This window comes from Bacteroides sp. AM16-24 (assembly GCF_003471885.1).
Classification (GTDB): Bacteria; Bacteroidota; Bacteroidia; order Bacteroidales; family Bacteroidaceae; genus Bacteroides.
In genome coordinates this window covers 140,356-156,952 of the sequence record NZ_QRKI01000011.1, presented here as the reverse complement: position 1 = coordinate 156,952, position 16,597 = coordinate 140,356, and the positions used below count along the sequence as shown (strand labels likewise).

Annotated in this window: 19 protein-coding genes; 16 read left to right on the top strand and 3 right to left on the bottom strand. The window is 43.4% G+C overall.

Annotation, left to right across the window (positions count from 1 at the left end; genetic code table 11):
* Positions 1 to 125 precede the first annotated feature (125 nt).
* From DW182_RS14100 to DW182_RS14045, 12 genes are all read left to right on the top strand, one after another.
* The gene (locus DW182_RS14100; RefSeq protein WP_118295904.1) at positions 126 to 1,526 is read left to right on the top strand and encodes a C1 family peptidase; all 1,401 of its coding nucleotides are present in this window, start codon (positions 126 to 128) and stop codon (positions 1,524 to 1,526) included.
* Between the two features lie 148 nt (positions 1,527 to 1,674).
* The gene (locus tag DW182_RS14095) at positions 1,675 to 3,027 is read left to right on the top strand and encodes a Na(+)-translocating NADH-quinone reductase subunit A (protein ID WP_022391934.1); all 1,353 of its coding nucleotides are present in this window, start codon (positions 1,675 to 1,677) and stop codon (positions 3,025 to 3,027) included.
* A gap of 33 nt (positions 3,028 to 3,060) precedes the next feature.
* A complete protein-coding gene (locus DW182_RS14090; protein ID WP_007663374.1) occupies positions 3,061 to 4,230 on the top strand; it encodes an NADH:ubiquinone reductase (Na(+)-transporting) subunit B in 1,170 nt (389 codons plus the stop codon).
* Between the two features lie 14 nt (positions 4,231 to 4,244).
* Complete coding sequence (locus tag DW182_RS14085; RefSeq protein ID WP_118295903.1) at positions 4,245 to 4,931, top strand: Na(+)-translocating NADH-quinone reductase subunit C; 687 nt, start codon at positions 4,245 to 4,247, stop codon at positions 4,929 to 4,931.
* A 4-nt stretch (positions 4,932 to 4,935) separates the two neighbouring features.
* Entirely contained in the window at positions 4,936 to 5,571 is a 636-nt protein-coding gene (locus DW182_RS14080; protein WP_118295926.1) for an NADH:ubiquinone reductase (Na(+)-transporting) subunit D, read from the top strand.
* Between the two features lie 22 nt (positions 5,572 to 5,593).
* Positions 5,594 to 6,220, top strand: a complete 627-nt coding sequence (gene nqrE / locus DW182_RS14075; RefSeq protein WP_007663369.1) for an NADH:ubiquinone reductase (Na(+)-transporting) subunit E — start codon at positions 5,594 to 5,596, stop codon at positions 6,218 to 6,220.
* Positions 6,221 to 6,239: 19 nt separating this feature from the next.
* The gene (gene nqrF, locus DW182_RS14070; RefSeq protein WP_007663367.1) at positions 6,240 to 7,514 is read left to right on the top strand and encodes an NADH:ubiquinone reductase (Na(+)-transporting) subunit F; all 1,275 of its coding nucleotides are present in this window, start codon (positions 6,240 to 6,242) and stop codon (positions 7,512 to 7,514) included.
* Positions 7,515 to 7,623: 109 nt separating this feature from the next.
* Positions 7,624 to 8,967, top strand: coding sequence for a DEAD/DEAH box helicase (locus DW182_RS14065; protein ID WP_007663366.1), 1,344 nt, complete (start codon positions 7,624 to 7,626; stop codon positions 8,965 to 8,967).
* A 274-nt stretch (positions 8,968 to 9,241) separates the two neighbouring features.
* Positions 9,242 to 10,309, top strand: coding sequence for a 3-phosphoserine/phosphohydroxythreonine transaminase (gene serC, locus DW182_RS14060; RefSeq protein ID WP_118295902.1), 1,068 nt, complete (start codon positions 9,242 to 9,244; stop codon positions 10,307 to 10,309).
* A gap of 104 nt (positions 10,310 to 10,413) precedes the next feature.
* The gene (locus DW182_RS14055; RefSeq protein WP_118295901.1) at positions 10,414 to 11,337 is read left to right on the top strand and encodes an NAD(P)-dependent oxidoreductase; all 924 of its coding nucleotides are present in this window, start codon (positions 10,414 to 10,416) and stop codon (positions 11,335 to 11,337) included.
* 1 nt (position 11,338) lies between these two features.
* Positions 11,339 to 11,533 (top strand): hypothetical protein, encoded by a 195-nt coding sequence (locus tag DW182_RS14050; protein ID WP_007663363.1) that lies wholly within the window; start codon positions 11,339 to 11,341, stop codon positions 11,531 to 11,533.
* A 24-nt stretch (positions 11,534 to 11,557) separates the two neighbouring features.
* Positions 11,558 to 12,805 (top strand): DUF1015 domain-containing protein, encoded by a 1,248-nt coding sequence (locus tag DW182_RS14045; protein WP_118295900.1) that lies wholly within the window; start codon positions 11,558 to 11,560, stop codon positions 12,803 to 12,805.
* Between the two features lie 60 nt (positions 12,806 to 12,865).
* On the opposite strand, the gene DW182_RS14040 is transcribed toward DW182_RS14045, so the two are convergent.
* Both DW182_RS14040 and DW182_RS14035 read right to left on the bottom strand, forming a co-directional pair.
* Complete coding sequence (locus DW182_RS14040; protein WP_021967629.1) at positions 12,866 to 13,237, bottom strand: hypothetical protein; 372 nt, start codon at positions 13,235 to 13,237, stop codon at positions 12,866 to 12,868.
* Complete coding sequence (locus DW182_RS14035; RefSeq protein ID WP_021967630.1) at positions 13,234 to 13,782, bottom strand: RNA polymerase sigma factor; 549 nt, start codon at positions 13,780 to 13,782, stop codon at positions 13,234 to 13,236. The genes DW182_RS14040 and DW182_RS14035 overlap by 4 nt, the downstream gene beginning before the upstream one ends.
* A 143-nt stretch (positions 13,783 to 13,925) precedes the next feature.
* Here DW182_RS14035 and DW182_RS14030 point away from each other — a divergent pair, with 143 nt between their 5' ends.
* From DW182_RS14030 to DW182_RS14020, 4 genes are all read left to right on the top strand, one after another.
* A complete protein-coding gene (locus tag DW182_RS14030; RefSeq protein WP_007663356.1) occupies positions 13,926 to 14,324 on the top strand; it encodes a DUF6249 domain-containing protein in 399 nt (132 codons plus the stop codon).
* 134 nt (positions 14,325 to 14,458) lie between these two features.
* Positions 14,459 to 14,632, top strand: a complete 174-nt coding sequence (locus DW182_RS22310; RefSeq protein WP_181982170.1) for a hypothetical protein — start codon at positions 14,459 to 14,461, stop codon at positions 14,630 to 14,632.
* A gap of 49 nt (positions 14,633 to 14,681) precedes the next feature.
* A complete protein-coding gene (locus tag DW182_RS14025; protein ID WP_181982169.1) occupies positions 14,682 to 14,933 on the top strand; it encodes a hypothetical protein in 252 nt (83 codons plus the stop codon).
* Complete coding sequence (locus tag DW182_RS14020; protein ID WP_022392391.1) at positions 14,915 to 15,799, top strand: D-isomer specific 2-hydroxyacid dehydrogenase family protein; 885 nt, start codon at positions 14,915 to 14,917, stop codon at positions 15,797 to 15,799. Before DW182_RS14025 ends, DW182_RS14020 begins: the two co-directional genes overlap by 19 nt.
* A 5-nt stretch (positions 15,800 to 15,804) precedes the next feature.
* Here DW182_RS14020 and DW182_RS14015 read toward each other — a convergent pair whose 3' ends face one another.
* Positions 15,805 to 16,596 (bottom strand): aspartate dehydrogenase domain-containing protein, encoded by a 792-nt coding sequence (locus DW182_RS14015; protein WP_118295899.1) that lies wholly within the window; start codon positions 16,594 to 16,596, stop codon positions 15,805 to 15,807.
* Position 16,597 lies beyond the last annotated feature (1 nt).

Here is a 16,597-nt window from a genome sequence, read left to right as displayed (position 1 = left end):
TCTGGTCCATACCAAAGCCGTACCAAGTCCAAGTTCTTAGACACGGAGCAAGTACGGACTTGATAGGGGGCAGACCTGTAGAGGACAGGAAAAATAGACCAATTACTATACAAACCATATATTTTATGAATAAACGAATTTTATCAGTTTTTGTTTTCAGTGCCGCTTTATTTTCCATGCAGGCACAAGACGGAAAAGGGGGAATCAGCGAAACGATGCTGAACCAGATTAAACAGGGCTATCAAGGCACCACTGCCGATAAGGCTCTTCGTAATGCCATCGGAAACAATGACATTCGTAAACTTGCACTGAATCAGGAGAATCTGACAGGAATGGATACTCATTTTTCTGTGAAGGTAAATTCTAAAGGAATTACAGATCAGAAGTCGTCCGGACGTTGCTGGCTCTTCACCGGACTGAACGTGATGCGTGCCAAGACTATTGCCAAATATGATTTTCAATCTTTTGAATTTTCGGAGATTTACCCTTTCTTCTGGGATCAACTGGAGAAAGCCAATCTTTTCCTGCAGGGTATTATCGACACCCGTGAAAAGCCTATGAGCGACAAAACAGTGGAATGGCTTTTTCAACATCCTTTGAGTGATGGAGGAACATTTACGGGGGTTGCTGATATTGTCAGCAAATACGGTCTGGTACCTAAGGAAGCTATGCCGGAAACCAATAGCAGTGATAATACTTCGCGTATGGCAAATCTGGTTTCTTTGAAATTGAAAGAATACGGCCTACAATTGCGCGACCTTGCTTCTAAAGGGGCAAAACCGGCGGCATTGGAAAAAGAGAAAACAACAATGCTCGGTACTATATATCGTATGTTGGTACTGAATTTGGGTGTTCCACCTACAGAGTTCGATTATGTACGTAAGGATGCCAAGGGTAATCCTGCGGAGACCGAACATCACACTCCGATGTCTTTCCTGAAGAAATATGGTGATGAGAATCTGCTGGGCAATTATGTGATGGTAATGAACGACCCTTCCCGTGAATACTACAAATGCTATGAGATAGACTATGACCGCCACCGCTACGATGGCAAAAACTGGACCTATGTAAACCTGCCTGTAGAAGATATCAAAGAAATGGCTATTGCTTCTTTGAAAGACAGTACCATGATGTATTTCTCTTGTGATGTGGGTAAGTTCCTGAATTCCGAACGTGGTTTGCTCGATGTGAAGAACTATGATTACGAATCGCTTATGGGCACTACTTTCAATATGGATAAGAAACAACGTATCCAGACTTTTTCCAGCGGTTCTTCTCATGCCATGACGCTTATGGCAGTAGATTTGAATAAGGACGGAAAGCCTGTGAAGTGGATGGTGGAAAATAGCTGGGGACCTACAAGCGGTTATCAGGGGCATTTGATCATGACGGATGAATGGTTCGATGAATATATGTTCCGTCTGGTTTTGGAAACTAAGTATGTGCCTGCTAAGGTAATGGATCTGTTCAAACAGAAGCCTATTCGTCTACCCGCTTGGGATCCTATGTTTGCGGAAGAAAATTAACACGATAACTCATCTTGTCGTCATCGTGCTCGTTAACGAAAGGAATTGCGGAAATTTATCCGTAATTCCTTTTGTTTTTGCTCTTTATTCACGTTCTTTTTTGCTACTTTTGCGGCAAATTAATGAAACCATTATTTTATATAAACGCATGGCAAATGTAATTAAGTTACGTAAAGGCCTTGACATCAACCTGAAAGGTAAAGCTTCTCAGGAGTTTATGTCTGTGAAAGAACCGGGATTCTACGCATTGGTTCCCGATGATTTTACGGGTATCACTCCGAAAGTGGTAGTCAAAGAACAGGAATATGTGATGGCCGGAGGACCCTTGTTTATCGACAAGAATCATCCTGAATTGAAATTTGTTTCGCCCGTTAGCGGCGTAGTGACAAGCGTGGAGCGCGGCGCACGCCGTAAAGTGCTGAACATTGTCGTTGAAGCTGCAGCCGAGCAAGACTATGAAGAATTCGGTAAGAAAGACGTAAATGCCCTGAATGGCGAGTCGGTGAAAGCTGCATTGTTGGAAGCCGGTATGTTTGCGTTCATCCGTCAGCGTCCCTATGATGTGATTGCTGATCCGACGATGTATCCGAAAGCTATCTTTGTTTCGGCCTTCGACAGTAACCCGCTGGCACCTGATTTTGAATTCGCCCTGAAAGGCGAGGAAGCAAACTTCCAAACAGGATTGGACGCTCTTTCCAAAATGGCAAAGACGTATTTAAGTATTAGTGTAAAACAAAAGGCAGCAGCGTTGACGCAAGCTAAGAATGTAACGATTACTGCATTTGACGGACCGAATCCGGCCGGCAATGTAGGCGTACAGATTAACCATATTTCACCTGTTGTGAAGGGTGAAACTGTATGGACAATCGGTGCGGAAGCTGTTATATTCATCGGACGTCTGTTCAATACAGGTCGTGTGGACATGACACGCAAAGTTGCCGTAACAGGTTCCGAAGTGTTGAAACCTGCTTACTGTAAACTGAAAGTCGGTGCTCTGCTGACAAACGTATTCAGTGGAAACGTGACTACCGGTAGAGATTTACGCTACATCAGTGGTAATGTACTTACAGGTAAAAAAGTGAATCCGAACGGTTTTCTTGGCGCTTTTGACAGCCAGTTGACAGTGATTCCCGAAGGTGACGATATTCACGAAATGCTGGGTTGGATTATGCCGCGTTTCAATCAGTTCAGTGTGAACCATTCTTATTTCAGCTGGTTGCTGGGTAATAATAAGGAATATGTGCTTGATGCCCGTATCAAGGGTGGTGAACGTCACATGATCATGTCTAATGAGTATGATAAAGTATTCCCGATGGACATTTTCCCTGAATATCTGGTAAAAGCTATCATAGCAGGTGATATTGACCGTATGGAGGCTTTGGGTATTTATGAGGTAGCTCCTGAGGATTTTGCCCTTTGCGAATTCGTATGTTCTTCGAAAGTAGAAGTTCAACGCATTGTTCGTGCAGGACTTGACATGCTCCGTGCTGAAATGGCCTAATTCAATTTAAAAATCAAGAATTAAAAATTAAAGATGAAAGCGTTAAGAAATTATCTCGACAAGATAAAGCCGAACTTTGAAGAGGGCGGCAAATTCCACGCATTCCAGTCTGTGTTCGACGGATTCGAAACATTCCTGTTCGTCCCCAGCACGACTTCGAAATCGGGAACGCACATTCACGACGCTATCGACAGCAAGCGCATTATGTCGATGGTGGTCATTGCGTTGGTACCGGCGTTGTTGTTCGGTATGTATAACGTAGGTTACCAGCACTTCCATGCTACCGGTGCTACGGGTAGTTTTATTGAAATGTTTGCCTACGGTTTTCTGGCTGTATTGCCTAAAATCATTGTTTCTTATGTAGTAGGTTTGGGTATTGAATTCGTTGTGGCTCAATGGAAGAAAGAAGAAATCCAGGAAGGTTTCCTCGTTTCAGGTATCCTGATCCCTATGATTGTTCCGGTAGACTGCCCGCTGTGGATTCTGGCAGTGGCTACTGCATTCTCCGTAATTTTTGCAAAGGAAGTATTCGGTGGTACAGGTATGAACGTATTCAACGTTGCCCTGATTACTCGTGCATTCCTTTTCTTCGCATATCCTACGAAGATGTCCGGTGATGCTGTTTGGGTATCAGGAGATACTATCTTCGGTATGGGGCAGGCTGTTGACGGATTGACCGTAGCTACTCCGCTGGGTGAAGCTGCTACTACAGGTGCCATTCCGCCTTTCTCTTGGGATATGGTAACGGGGTTGATACCGGGTTCTATTGGTGAGACCAGTGTAATTGCCATTGCTCTTGGTGCTATCTTGCTGTTGGCAACGGGTATCGCAAGCTGGAAGACGATGTTCTCCGTATTCGTGGGTGGTGCATTCATGGCTTGGGTGTTCAATACAGTCGGTCCCGACACTCCGATGGCTCAGATGCCTTGGTACGAACATCTCGTGCTGGGTGGTTTCTGTTTCGGTGCTGTGTTCATGGCTACCGATCCTGTAACTTCGGCTCGTACCGAGACGGGTAAGTATATCTTCGGTTTCCTGATTGGTGTCATGGCAATCGTAATCCGAGTACTGAACCCCGGTTATCCCGAAGGTATGATGCTTGCCATCCTGCTGATGAACATCTTCGCTCCGTTGATTGACTACTGTGTAGTACAAGGTAATATCAGCCGTCGCGAGAAACGTGCAATTAAGTCTAACAATTAAAATACCGTAAGAAAATGAATACCAATAGTAATAGTTATACTATCATTTATGCTTCGGTAATGGTTGTTATCGTTGCATTCTTGCTGGCATTCGTTAGTTCCTCATTGAGAACCATTCAGAACAAAAACGTGGAACTGGATACGAAGAAGCAAATACTCGCTGCATTGAACATCAAGAATGTGGAAGATGCCGAGGCTGAATATAATAAATATGTAAAAGGAGATATGCTGATGAATGTAGACGGTACATTGACCGAGAATACCGGTGAATTTGCTACTGACTACGAAAAAGAAGCTAAAGAACATCAACGCCTGCACGTATTCGTAGCAGAAGTGAATGGAGAAAAGAAATATGTGTTCCCTGTTTACGGTGCCGGTCTTTGGGGTGCTATCTGGGGATATGTTGCACTGAATAGCGATAAAGATACTGTTTATGGTGTCTATTTCTCTCATGCCAGTGAAACTCCGGGTCTGGGTGCTGAAATTGCCGGACAACACTTTCAAGATGAATTCTTGGGTAAGAAGACACTGGAAAACGGTGAAATTGCCTTGGGTGTTGTGAAGAACGGCAAGGTTGAGAAACCTGATTATCAAGTGGACGGTATCTCTGGTGGTACGATTACTTCTGTAGGTGTAGATGCCATGCTGAAAGCTTGTCTGAATAGTTACAAGAGTTTTTTAACCAATAATGATGAGGAATAAGGATATGGGACAGTTGTTTTCAAAGAAAAATAGAGAAGTATTCTCAACTCCGCTGGGCATGAACAATCCTGTTACCGTACAGGTGCTGGGTATCTGTTCTGCACTGGCTGTAACTGCCAAACTGGAACCCGCCATCGTAATGGGTCTTTCGGTAACAGTGATTACGGCTTTTGCCAATGTGGTTATTTCATTGTTGCGTAAGACAATTCCCAACCGTATCCGTATTATCGTTCAGTTGGTTGTGGTAGCAGCTTTGGTAACCATTGTGAGTGAAATATTGAAAGCTTTTGCTTATGATGTAAGTGTACAGCTTTCTGTGTATGTAGGTTTGATTATTACAAACTGTATCCTGATGGGACGTCTGGAAGCATTTGCCATGCAGAACGGTCCGTGGGAATCTTGCCTGGATGGTATAGGTAACGGTTTGGGATATGCTAAGATTTTGATTATCGTAGCTTTCTTCCGCGAACTGTTAGGCTCGGGTACATTGCTTGGTTTCAATATCCTGAACCATGAATGGCTGACAAATCTGGGTTATGTGAACAACGGTTTGATGCTGATGCCGCCGATGGCTTTGATCATCTGCGCTTGCATCATCTGGTATCAACGTGCTCGTCACAAAGAATTGCAAGAAAAGTAATCACTAGTAAACAGAAAGAATTATGGAACATTTAATAAGTTTATTTGTCCGCTCCATATTTGTGGACAACATGATATTTGCATTCTTCCTGGGTATGTGCTCTTACTTAGCTGTATCTAAGAATGTAAAGACTGCTGTAGGACTGGGTATCGCTGTAACTTTCGTATTGGTGGTTACGCTTCCAGTCAACTATTTATTGCAGACCAAGGTGCTGGCTGCCAATGCTATTATTGATGGCGTTGACCTCAGCTTCCTCAGTTTTATCCTTTTTATTGCTGTAATTGCCGGTATCGTACAGTTGGTAGAGATGGTTGTGGAACGTTTTAGTCCTTCTCTCTACGCTTCACTGGGTATCTTCTTGCCGTTGATTGCTGTAAACTGTGCTATCATGGGTGCTTCTCTGTTCATGCAGCAGCGCATCAATGTAGGTGAGAGTGACCCGAAGTACATCGGTGATATATGGGATGCCATCTCTTACGCACTGGGTTCCGGTATTGGTTGGTTACTGGCTATTGTCGGTCTGGCAGCTATCCGTGAAAAAATGGCTTACTCTGACGTGCCTGATGCGCTGAAAGGCTTGGGTATCACGTTCATTACAGTAGGCTTGATGGCAATGGCATTCATGTGTTTCTCTGGTTTGAACATCTAATAAAGAAAGGAATAGAACAATGGATATGAATTTAATATTAGCGAGCATTGGAGTATTCCTGGTGGTTATTCTGCTGCTTGTCGTTATCTTGCTGGTTGCCAAGAACTTCCTGGTGCCTTCAGGTAATGTAAAACTGACTATAAACGGTGACAAGGTACTGGATGTGGAGTCTGGTGCTACGTTGCTGAATACATTGTCTGTGAATGGAGTATTCCTTTCTTCCGCTTGTGGTGGTAAGGGTTCTTGCGGACAGTGTAAATGCCAGGTACTGGATGGTGGCGGCGAGATTCTGCCGTCTGAGGTTCCTCATTTTAGCCGTAAACAAGTACAGGATCACTGGCGTCTGGGTTGCCAGGTGAAGGTAAAGAGCGATATGGCTATCAAGATTGATGAGTCTGTGCTCGGTGTAAAAGAGTGGGAGTGCGAAGTTATCTCCAACAAGAACGTGGCTACATTCATCAAAGAGTTCATCGTTGCGTTGCCTAAGGGTGAACACATGGACTTTATTCCGGGGTCTTATGCGCAGATCAAGATACCTAAGTTCGATATGGACTATAACAAAGACATTGATAAGAGCCTGATTGGTGATGAGTATTTGCCGGCATGGGAAAAATTCGGTCTGTTTACACTGAAGTGTCGAAATGACGAAGAAACCATTCGTGCATACTCTATGGCTAACTATCCGGCAGAGGGCGACCGTATTATGTTGACGGTACGTATCGCAACTCCGCCGTTTAAGCCCAAAGAACAAGGTCCGGGCTTTATGGATGTGATGCCGGGTATCGCTTCTTCTTATATCTTTACGCTGAAACCAGGTGACAAGGTTATCATGAGTGGTCCTTACGGAGACTTCCATCCGATATTCGACTCTAAGAAGGAAATGATGTGGATTGGTGGTGGTGCCGGTATGGCTCCGTTGCGTGCCCAGATCATGCACTTAACGAAGACATTGCATACTACTGACCGTAAGATGACTTACTTCTATGGTGCACGTGCCCTGAATGAAGTATTCTATCTGGAAGACTTCCTGCAAATAGAGAAAGATTTCCCGAACTTTACGTTCCATTTGGCATTAGACCGTCCGGATCCCGCAGCAGATGCAGCAGGCGTGAAGTATACTCCGGGATTCGTTCATCAGGTAATTTACAATACATACCTGAAAGACCATGAAGCTCCTGAAGATATTGAATATTACATGTGTGGTCCTGGCCCGATGTCGAAGGCTGTTGAGAAGATGCTCGACGATCTTGGTGTTCCGGCTCAGAACTTGATGTTCGATAACTTCGGCGGATAAAATTAGGCAAGGTTTATAAAAAACTTCGATATTTGTAGAAACTCCTGCAAGGCTACGGCTGTGCAGGAGTTTTTTTGTTATCTTTGGCCCGTTATCGAAAAAGAATGTTATGGAAATTCAGGATATACTGCGTAATCTGCAAGTAGAACAACTCACCCCGATGCAGGAGGCTACTCGGGAGGCTTATCATGAAAATAAAGATTTGGTGCTACTCTCACCTACGGGTTCGGGTAAAACACTGGCTTTTCTTCTTCCGTTGGTACAATCATTAAAGACGAATGTGCAAGGTGTGCAGGCCGTTGTGTTGGTACCTTCGCGGGAACTGGCATTGCAAATTGAAACTGTATTTAAATCCATGGGAACTCCCTTTAAGGCTATGAGTTGTTATGGTGGCCGTCCTGCTATGGAGGAACATAGGACGATGAAAGGTGTTAATCCTTCAGTCATTATCGGTACACCGGGGCGAATGAACGATCATTTGAGAAAAGAAAATTTTGATGCGGGTACTGTTACTACATTAGTAATAGATGAGTTTGATAAATGTCTTGAATTTGGTTTCCATGACGAGATGGCGGAAGTTATCGGACAGTTACCTTCATTAAAAAAGCGTATATTACTTTCAGCTACAGATACCGAAGAAATTCCCCAATTTGCCGGAGTGGGAGGAGATTCCCAATCTTCAGTCTCCGGTTCTCAACTGGTTAAGCTTAATTTTCTTGATCCCGATGCTCTTGCCCCTCGTCTGAAGTTACATAAAGTTGTTTCTCCCGAAAAAGATAAGCTGGAAATACTCTACAATTTGCTTTGTACGCTTGGTTATCATTCCACTCTTGTATTTTGTAACTATCGTGATAGTGTGGAACGCGTCACCGGATACCTGCAAGCAAAGAAGTTCCCGTGTGATATGTTTCATGGGGGTATGGAACAGCCTGACCGTGAGCGGGCACTCTATAAATTTCGCAATGGTAGTTGTTCCGTATTAATTTCTACTGATCTTGCTGCCCGCGGACTGGACATTCCGGGCATCGAAAATGTAGTGCATTATCATCCTCCCGTGAATGAGGAAGCCTACACTCATCGTAATGGGCGTACAGCGCGTTGGGAGGCATCGGGAAACGTCTATTTGATTCTGCATGAAGAAGAATTTGTACCGGAATATATTTCTGATGATATTGAAACTTACGAATTTCCAGAGGTGCTTCCTAAGCCTGCTAAACCTCGTTGGGCTACATTATATATAGGTAAAGGAAAAAAAGATAAATTGAATAAAATCGATATTGTAGGTTTCCTATATAAAAAAGGTGGAATGGCACGTGAAGACGTCGGGCAGGTAGATGTGAAAGAACATTATGCTTTTGTAGCTGTGCGCCGTAGCAAAATGAAGCAATTGCTTACGCTGATACGTGGTGAAAAAATCAAAGGAATAAAGACGATAATAGAGGAGGCTAAGTAAACTCTCTTATAAATATTCATTTTATTTGCATTTATTCTTCTGAATGTAAAGTAATAAATCCTCAATACTTTTAGTTTCTCTAAAAGTATTGTTCTTGATAAGCATGGATAACAAAATGGTGCATATATCCTGTATAAACCATAAAAAAGTAAGCTAAATGCGGTGTAAAAATGGAATTTCATCATGAAAGGTTTGTTTTAAAGAAATATTTCCGTAATTTCGCAAGGTCTAAAGACATTAATGAACGAAATTGTATAACCAAAACAAACTTCAAATGAAAAAGCATAATTTCAATGCAGGACCTTCTAATCTTCCTCGTGAGGTGATTGAGGATACGGCAAAAGCTATTCTCGATTTCAATGGTTCAGGCCTCTCACTGATGGAAATCAGCCACCGTGCTAAGGATTTTCAACCCGTTGTGGATGAAGCTGTAGCACTATTCAAAGAATTACTTAATATCCCTGAAGGGTATTCGGTACTGTTCTTGGGCGGTGGTGCCAGTTTGGAATTCTGCATGGTACCCTTCAACTTCCTTGAAAAGAAAGCTGCTTACCTGAATACAGGTGTATGGGCCAAAAAAGCCATGAAAGAAGCCAAAGCATTCGGTGAAGTAGTTGAAGTCGCTTCTTCCGCTGAATCTACTTATACTTATATTCCGAAGGACTATACAGTACCTGCTGATGCTGATTATTTCCACATCACAACCAACAATACTATTTATGGTACTGAACTTAAGGAAGATTTGAATGTAAATGTTCCGATGATTGCTGATATGTCTTCTGATATTTTCTCCCGTCCTATCGACGTGTCTAAATATATCTGTATCTATGGCGGTGCACAGAAGAATCTGGCTCCTTCCGGTGTTACATTTGTTATCGTGAAGAATGACGCTTTGGGTAAAGTTTCCCGTTATATCCCGACAATGCTGAATTATCAGACACATGTTGACAGCGGTTCCATGTTTAATACTCCTCCGGTTGTTCCTATCTATGCTGCATTGCAGACTTTACGTTGGATCAAGGCACAGGGTGGTGTGAAAGAAATGGAACGCCGTGCCATAGAAAAGGCAGATATGCTGTATGCTGAAATCGACCGCAACAAAATGTTCGTAGGTACTGCCGCACAGGAAGACCGTTCACGCATGAACATCTGTTTTGTGATGGCTCCCGAATACAAAGAATTGGAAGCTGACTTCATGAAGTTTGCTACAGAAAGGGGTATGGTAGGTATCAAAGGACACCGTTCAGTAGGTGGATTCCGTGCATCTTGCTATAATGCTATGCCAAAAGAAAGCGTACAGGCTTTGATTGACTGCATGCAGGAATTTGAGAAACTTCATTAATAATATTTATTCACCACAGAGTCACGCTGAGGTTTCACAGAGTTGTAGAACTCAGTGTTACTCAGTGAGACTCTGTGGTGAGTCTTTTTTAATATCATAGAATTATGAAAGTATTAATTGCAACAGACAAACCGTTTGCTAAAGTAGCTGTAGACGGTATTCGCAAAGAAATTGAAGCAGCAGGTTATGAACTTGCTTTGCTGGAGAAATATACAGAGAAAGCACAGTTACTGGATGCTGTGAAAGATGCCAATGCTATCATTATCCGTAGTGATATCATAGATGCCGAGGTGTTGGATGCAGCTAAAGAACTGAAGATTGTGGTACGTGCAGGTGCAGGTTATGATAATGTAGACCTGGATGCAGCTACTGCACATGGTGTATGCGTAATGAATACTCCGGGACAGAATTCAAATGCCGTGGCTGAACTTGCTTTCGGCATGATGGTGATGGCTGTCCGTAATATGTATAATGGTACTTCCGGTACGGAACTGAAAGGTAAGAAACTGGGTATCCATGCATATGGTAATGTAGGTCGTAATGTAGCCCGTATTGCTAAAGGTTTTGGAATGGAAATCTACGCTTTCGATGCTTTCTGCCCAAAAGAAGTAATTGAAAAAGATGGTGTGACAGCTGTTGACTCTGCTGATGAGCTCTATTCTACTTGTAATGTAGTTTCATTGCATATTCCGGCTACTGCTGAAACAAAGAACTCTATCAACTATGCTCTGGTAAACAAGATGCCGAAGGGTGGTGTATTGGTAAACACAGCCCGTAAAGAGGTTATCAACGAAACAGAATTGATTCAGTTGATGGAAGAACGTGCTGACCTGAAATACATGACTGACATCATGCCTGCTGCCAACGAAACATTTGCAGCTAAGTTTGTCGGACGCTACTTCTCTACACCGAAGAAGATGGGAGCACAGACTGCCGAAGCTAATATCAATGCAGGTATTGCTGCTGCTCAGCAGATTGTAGGCTTCCTGAAAGACGGTTGCGAGAAATTCCGCGTTAACAAAAAGTGAGATGAATAGCAGGACTGCCTATCAATTTGCAGTAATCTATCTGACGATAGGTGCTGGTATATTTGCATTGAGCAGTATATTCAGAAAAGAACTTTCAGATTTCGCCCTCGGCTTTTGCGAGGGCGTATCTGTTGTGCTGATAGTAGGTAGTGCCATCTATTTGATAGTGCATTTCATGAAAAAGAAATCTCAATAATCCATTAAAAACACACCTTGACTTATGGCTATAATTAAACCTTTTAAGGGCGTTCGTCCTCCGCAGGACCTGGTAGAACAGGTTGCTTCCCGTCCGTATGATGTGCTGAACTCAGCAGAAGCGCGCGAAGAAGCGAAAGGAAACGAGAAATCCCTGTATCATATCATTAAGCCCGAAATAGATTTTCCGGTAGGCACTGACGAACATGATGAATGTGTTTATCAGAAAGCTGCTGAAAACTTCCAAATGTTCCAGGATAAAGGCTGGTTGGTGCAGGACGATAAAGAAAACTATTACGTCTATGCGCAGACCATGAATGGAAAGACGCAGTATGGTCTGGTAGTTGGCGCTTATGTTCCCGACTATATGAACGGTGTCATCAAAAAGCATGAATTGACCCGCCGCGATAAGGAAGAAGACCGCATGAAGCATGTTCGCGTGAACAATGCCAATATCGAACCGGTATTCTTTGCATATCCTGACAATGCTACTCTGGATGCTATTATCGCTCATTATACTGCCGGAAAGCCAGTGTACGACTTTATCGCTCCCGGCGATGGTTTCGGACATACTTTCTGGATTATTGATAAACAGGAAGATATTGATGCCATCACTCAGGAATTTGCTAAGATGCCTGCCCTCTACATTGCCGACGGACATCATCGTAGTGCTGCCGCTGCTTTGGTGGGAGCTGAAAAAGCGAAACAGAATCCTAATCATTCCGGTGACGAAGAATACAACTACTTCATGGCTGTTTGCTTCCCCGCCAACCAACTGACAATTATCGATTATAACCGTGTTGTCAAAGACTTGAACGGTTTGACACCGGAACAGTTCCTGGCTGCTGTCAGCAAGAACTTCACGGTTGAAGAAAAGGGTGCGGATATTTATAAACCTTCCAGTTTGCATAATTTCTCCCTTTATCTGGATGGCAAGTGGTATAGTCTGACAGCTAAACCGGGTACATACAATGATAATGATCCGATTGGCGTGCTGGATGTGACCATTTCTTCTAATCTTATTCTGGATGAAGTACTCGGTATAAAAGACCTTCGTTCCGACAAACGTATTGATTTCGTCGGTGGTATCCGTGGTCTGGGCGAGTTGAAGAAACGGGTGGATAGTGGCGAGATGAAGGTAGCTTTGGCACTTTATCCGGTCAGCATGAAGCAGTTGATGGACATTGCAGATACGGGCAACATCATGCCTCCCAAAACAACGTGGTTTGAACCGAAATTACGTTCGGGACTGGTTATCCACAAATTGGATTAAAACTATTATTTGAAAAAGAAAAACGAGGATGTTCCTTTCAACGGACATCCTCGTTTCTTTTTAAGAATGATGCTTGTAATATCGTTTTCTCATCCATCGGTCGAACAGGACGAACAACGGAATTGTAATAAGTATCAGCACCCAGAATGCCGGTATCTGAATATGGTCAGGTTTCAAGTTTTCCGTAGGAGTGAAGGCCTCCTTGATGACATCACCAAAGTAAGTGGTTAATCCGGCAATGCAACATCCTGCTAAGAATACAGAAGCTGCTATCGTAGCAAACAAAGTCTTTCGTTCCGATTTCTTTTCCCGCAGACGCATAGCCTCTTCCACCTTTCTCATGGTGCGGTAAGCAAAGTTGGAAGGCAGGCGAAATTCATTTTCCGCTTTTACGGCTCTTTTCAGTCCTTTATCTTTTTGTTCTTCGTTCATACTTCCTCTTGTTTAATGAGTACATATATCTTTTTGCGTATGCGATGCAATTTTACTTTTGCATTGCTCTCTGTCAGGCCCAGAATCAGGGCGGTTTCATTCATCGTCTTTTCTTCATAGTAGAATAGAGTAATCAAGGCACGTTCGTCAGAGTTCAGTTTTTCTATGGCTCTGTTTAGTTTGATAATCATTTCCTCGCTTTCGTCGTTCAGCGTTTCATCAACCTGTTGCTCCGAAATATTGGCGAGTAACGTATCATCCATGGCAAAGGTATCAAATTTCCTTTTACGGGCTGCCGAAATAGCCGTATTATAAGCAATGGAATATATCCATGTGGAGAAAGAACTTTCGGCTTTGAAAGAGGAGAGGTGCTGGAACGCTTTCAGAAAAACGTCTTGCGTCAGCTCTTCGGCATCCTCCTGATTGCAGATGATGCGGGCAATCAGGGAAAATACCTGTTGACCGTACTGATTCAGGAAGTTTTCGTACAGAGCAGTTTCTCCTTTCAATATTCGTCGGATAATATGTGTTTCATTATTCTCCATTTTGCTCTTTAGACGCAACTCTCTATATAAGGTTACAGAATCCGGAAAGAAATATTTTTTTTCGCAGAATGTGTAACCTCACAAAGAAGCCTGCGTCTAAAGTGTACAAAGGAACAAAAATACTAATTTAAAACGAAACGAATATGATGGATTTTATTATGGTGCCTACGATTATGGCAATCATTACTTTAGGAATTTACAAACTGTTTGAATTGTTTGTATGTAAGAAGGAGCGCCTGATGCTGATTGAGAAGATGGGGGATAAGTATGTCCCGGATGTGGCTTGTATGCCGAAACTTTATGGCAATTTTTCTTTCTCGGCATTGAAATTAGGATGCCTGCTGGTGGGCATGGGATTGGGATTGTTGATAGGTTTTGTAATTTGCACTTCGGCAATTCCCGGATACTTGGATAAGGATGTGGACAACTGGCGTGTTTATCGTGAGACGGTATCTTTGGTTTATGGAGCTTGCGTGCTTTCGTTTGGAGGTATTGGGCTTATCACAGCCTTTATTGCAGAGTTGAAGCTCAGTAAGAAATAATGGCCGGAATTTAGGAATTTTCTTATGATAAAAAAGAGTTGTCAGTCATTGGCAACTCTTTTTTGCGTTAAGAGAGAACCTTAAGGATTCTCCGTGTGTTACTATATTAGTAAATAACCTAACCAGATAAGAATATGGATAAAAAAGAAGAAAAAGCTCTCGAAAATAAGAGCAAGATACAAAAAAGTGCTGAAGAAACATTACCTGGACGACAATTGGGCTTATATTCCAAAGTCGATAAGAAAGAAGTGCGCAACATGGTTTCTGAAATAAATCCGGATAAGAATAGCTTGGGCAGCAGAGGATAGTTTCGTTTTAATTGACTATCTTTGCAACGCATTTAAAGTTTATAGAACAATGAAAACGAAGAAACGCAGGGATGTCCTATCGGCATTCAAGGAAGCGAACCGCTCGATAGAGCTGGAACGCAATGGGGGGCGTTGGATTGCAAAAGACCGTCCGCATAAAAACAAGAAGAAGTATTGTCGTAAAGATAGTAAGAAAGAGTTGTCACGTATCATCGATGGCAGCTCTTTTTGTTTTATATCACTCTTTTTGTTAACTTCGCCGTTTCTAAAATTAAAAAAACTATGTTTCGTAAACTTGTAGCAATAGAACCTGTAAGTCTGATTCCGTCAGCAGAAAAAGAACTGCACTCGTATGCAGATGAAGTTGTGATGTATCCTGATATTCCGGCAGGAGATGAGGAAATTATAGCCCGCATCGGAGATGCCGATGCTGTGCTCCTGAGTTATACTTCCCGGATAAACCGTGCGGTGTTGGAGGAGTGTACGGATATTAAATATATCGGGATGTGTTGTTCGTTGTACTCTCCCGAAAGCGCCAACGTGGATATCCGCTATGCCAATGAACGGGGAATAACAGTAACCGGTATCCGCGATTATGGCGACGAGGGTGTGGTGGAATATGTGGTCAGTGAGTTGGTGCGTTGTCTGCATGGGTTTGGTCAGGAATCATGGGAAGATATGCCGCGCGAGATTACCGGGCTGAAAGTTGGTGTTGTGGGTCTGGGTAAGTCCGGTGGCATGATAGCGGATGCATTGAAGTTTTTCGGTGCGGAGATTGCCTACTTTGCCCGTAGCGAGAAGCAGGAGGCGGCAGCTAAAGGATATCGTTTCCTGCCGTTGAACGAACTTCTTGCTCAGAGTGAGGTTGTTTTCTGTTGCCTCAATAAGAACACGGTTTTGTTGCATGAGGCGGAGTTCGGACAACTGGGAAACAAGAAGATTTTGTTCAATACCGGATTATCCCCGGCATGGGACGAACCGGCATTTGTCAAGTGGCTGGAAGGTGACAATCTTTGTTTTTGTGATACGGTGGGAGCTTTGGGTGGAGAGCAACTTTTGAGTCATCCCCATGTCCGTTGCATGCAAGTATCCACTGGCCGCACCCGTCAGGCGTTTGACCGCCTGAGCGAGAAAGTGCTTGCCAATATAAAGGAATATATCCGGTAATCGAATCAGAAGAATACAATCGGTGATGTGATATTGAGCAGGGTGTTCACCACAGACCACCCTGCTATTTCAGCCGTGGCGCTGTACACATCGATTACGGCATGCACCTGCTCATTCTTTATTTCTACTCTTTGCGTATCTCCCACAAATCCGGGGGTGGACTGTATGGACATTTGCATGTTTTCGGGACCGACAGAAGCCAGTGAGGCGGCAACGGCTACATTAACTTTGGTAGGGAACATGGCGATGGCTTCGGTTGCATTGCCTGAGAAAACAATCCGTTGCTCGTTTTGCAGAGCCTCATCATATACAGCAGTTCCTTTCAAAGCATCAGGACCCTTTTCATTAAAAAACTTGGCGGTTGCATTTCCCATCAGGGAGGCTGTGCGCAGCACATCAAATCCGCCGGTAGCTCCGGAGACGATATACACACGTGTGCTATTCGCTTGGGCTGTCTCTATCACTTCCTGATAAAAAGCAGTGTCTGCCAGTGCGCCAATAGAAAGGGTGACGATAGAAGTCCCGTTCTTCAATGCAGGCAGGGCAAGTTCTTTCATGGCGGCAGGGGAGGCTGCTTCCACTAAGTAATTGGGCTTCAGTGCCAGTAAATCTTCTATGGTTGTGCAAGCCATACATGTTTTTCCATGTTGCTGCATTTTGGCAACGATACGTTCAGCTTTTTCTGCTGTACGAGAGTATACACCCACTAAATCATATTCAGGCAACAAGCCATTGACAACTGCATCCGAAACTATTCCGGCGAGTCGTCCACATCCGACGATAACTAATTTTTTCATG

Bases quoted from the DNA above. Each gene is read 5' to 3' on its own strand.
- DW182_RS14100 (WP_118295904.1), top strand. From the start codon at position 126: ATGAATAAACGAATTTTATCAGTTTTTGTTTTCAGTGCCGCTTTATTT.
- DW182_RS14095 (WP_022391934.1), top strand. From the start codon at position 1,675: ATGGCAAATGTAATTAAGTTACGTAAAGGCCTTGACATCAACCTGAAA.
- DW182_RS14090 (WP_007663374.1), top strand. From the start codon at position 3,061: ATGAAAGCGTTAAGAAATTATCTCGACAAGATAAAGCCGAACTTTGAA.
- DW182_RS14085 (WP_118295903.1), top strand. From the start codon at position 4,245: ATGAATACCAATAGTAATAGTTATACTATCATTTATGCTTCGGTAATG.
- DW182_RS14080 (WP_118295926.1), top strand. From the start codon at position 4,936: ATGGGACAGTTGTTTTCAAAGAAAAATAGAGAAGTATTCTCAACTCCG.
- nqrE (WP_007663369.1), top strand. From the start codon at position 5,594: ATGGAACATTTAATAAGTTTATTTGTCCGCTCCATATTTGTGGACAAC.
- nqrF (WP_007663367.1), top strand. From the start codon at position 6,240: ATGGATATGAATTTAATATTAGCGAGCATTGGAGTATTCCTGGTGGTT.
- DW182_RS14065 (WP_007663366.1), top strand. From the start codon at position 7,624: ATGGAAATTCAGGATATACTGCGTAATCTGCAAGTAGAACAACTCACC.
- serC (WP_118295902.1), top strand. From the start codon at position 9,242: ATGAAAAAGCATAATTTCAATGCAGGACCTTCTAATCTTCCTCGTGAG.
- DW182_RS14055 (WP_118295901.1), top strand. From the start codon at position 10,414: ATGAAAGTATTAATTGCAACAGACAAACCGTTTGCTAAAGTAGCTGTA.
- DW182_RS14050 (WP_007663363.1), top strand. From the start codon at position 11,339: ATGAATAGCAGGACTGCCTATCAATTTGCAGTAATCTATCTGACGATA.
- DW182_RS14045 (WP_118295900.1), top strand. From the start codon at position 11,558: ATGGCTATAATTAAACCTTTTAAGGGCGTTCGTCCTCCGCAGGACCTG.
- DW182_RS14040 (WP_021967629.1), bottom strand. From the start codon at position 13,237: ATGAACGAAGAACAAAAAGATAAAGGACTGAAAAGAGCCGTAAAAGCG.
- DW182_RS14035 (WP_021967630.1), bottom strand. From the start codon at position 13,782: ATGGAGAATAATGAAACACATATTATCCGACGAATATTGAAAGGAGAA.
- DW182_RS14030 (WP_007663356.1), top strand. From the start codon at position 13,926: ATGATGGATTTTATTATGGTGCCTACGATTATGGCAATCATTACTTTA.
- DW182_RS22310 (WP_181982170.1), top strand. From the start codon at position 14,459: ATGGATAAAAAAGAAGAAAAAGCTCTCGAAAATAAGAGCAAGATACAA.
- DW182_RS14025 (WP_181982169.1), top strand. From the start codon at position 14,682: ATGAAAACGAAGAAACGCAGGGATGTCCTATCGGCATTCAAGGAAGCG.
- DW182_RS14020 (WP_022392391.1), top strand. From the start codon at position 14,915: ATGTTTCGTAAACTTGTAGCAATAGAACCTGTAAGTCTGATTCCGTCA.
- DW182_RS14015 (WP_118295899.1), bottom strand. From the start codon at position 16,596: ATGAAAAAATTAGTTATCGTCGGATGTGGACGACTCGCCGGAATAGTT.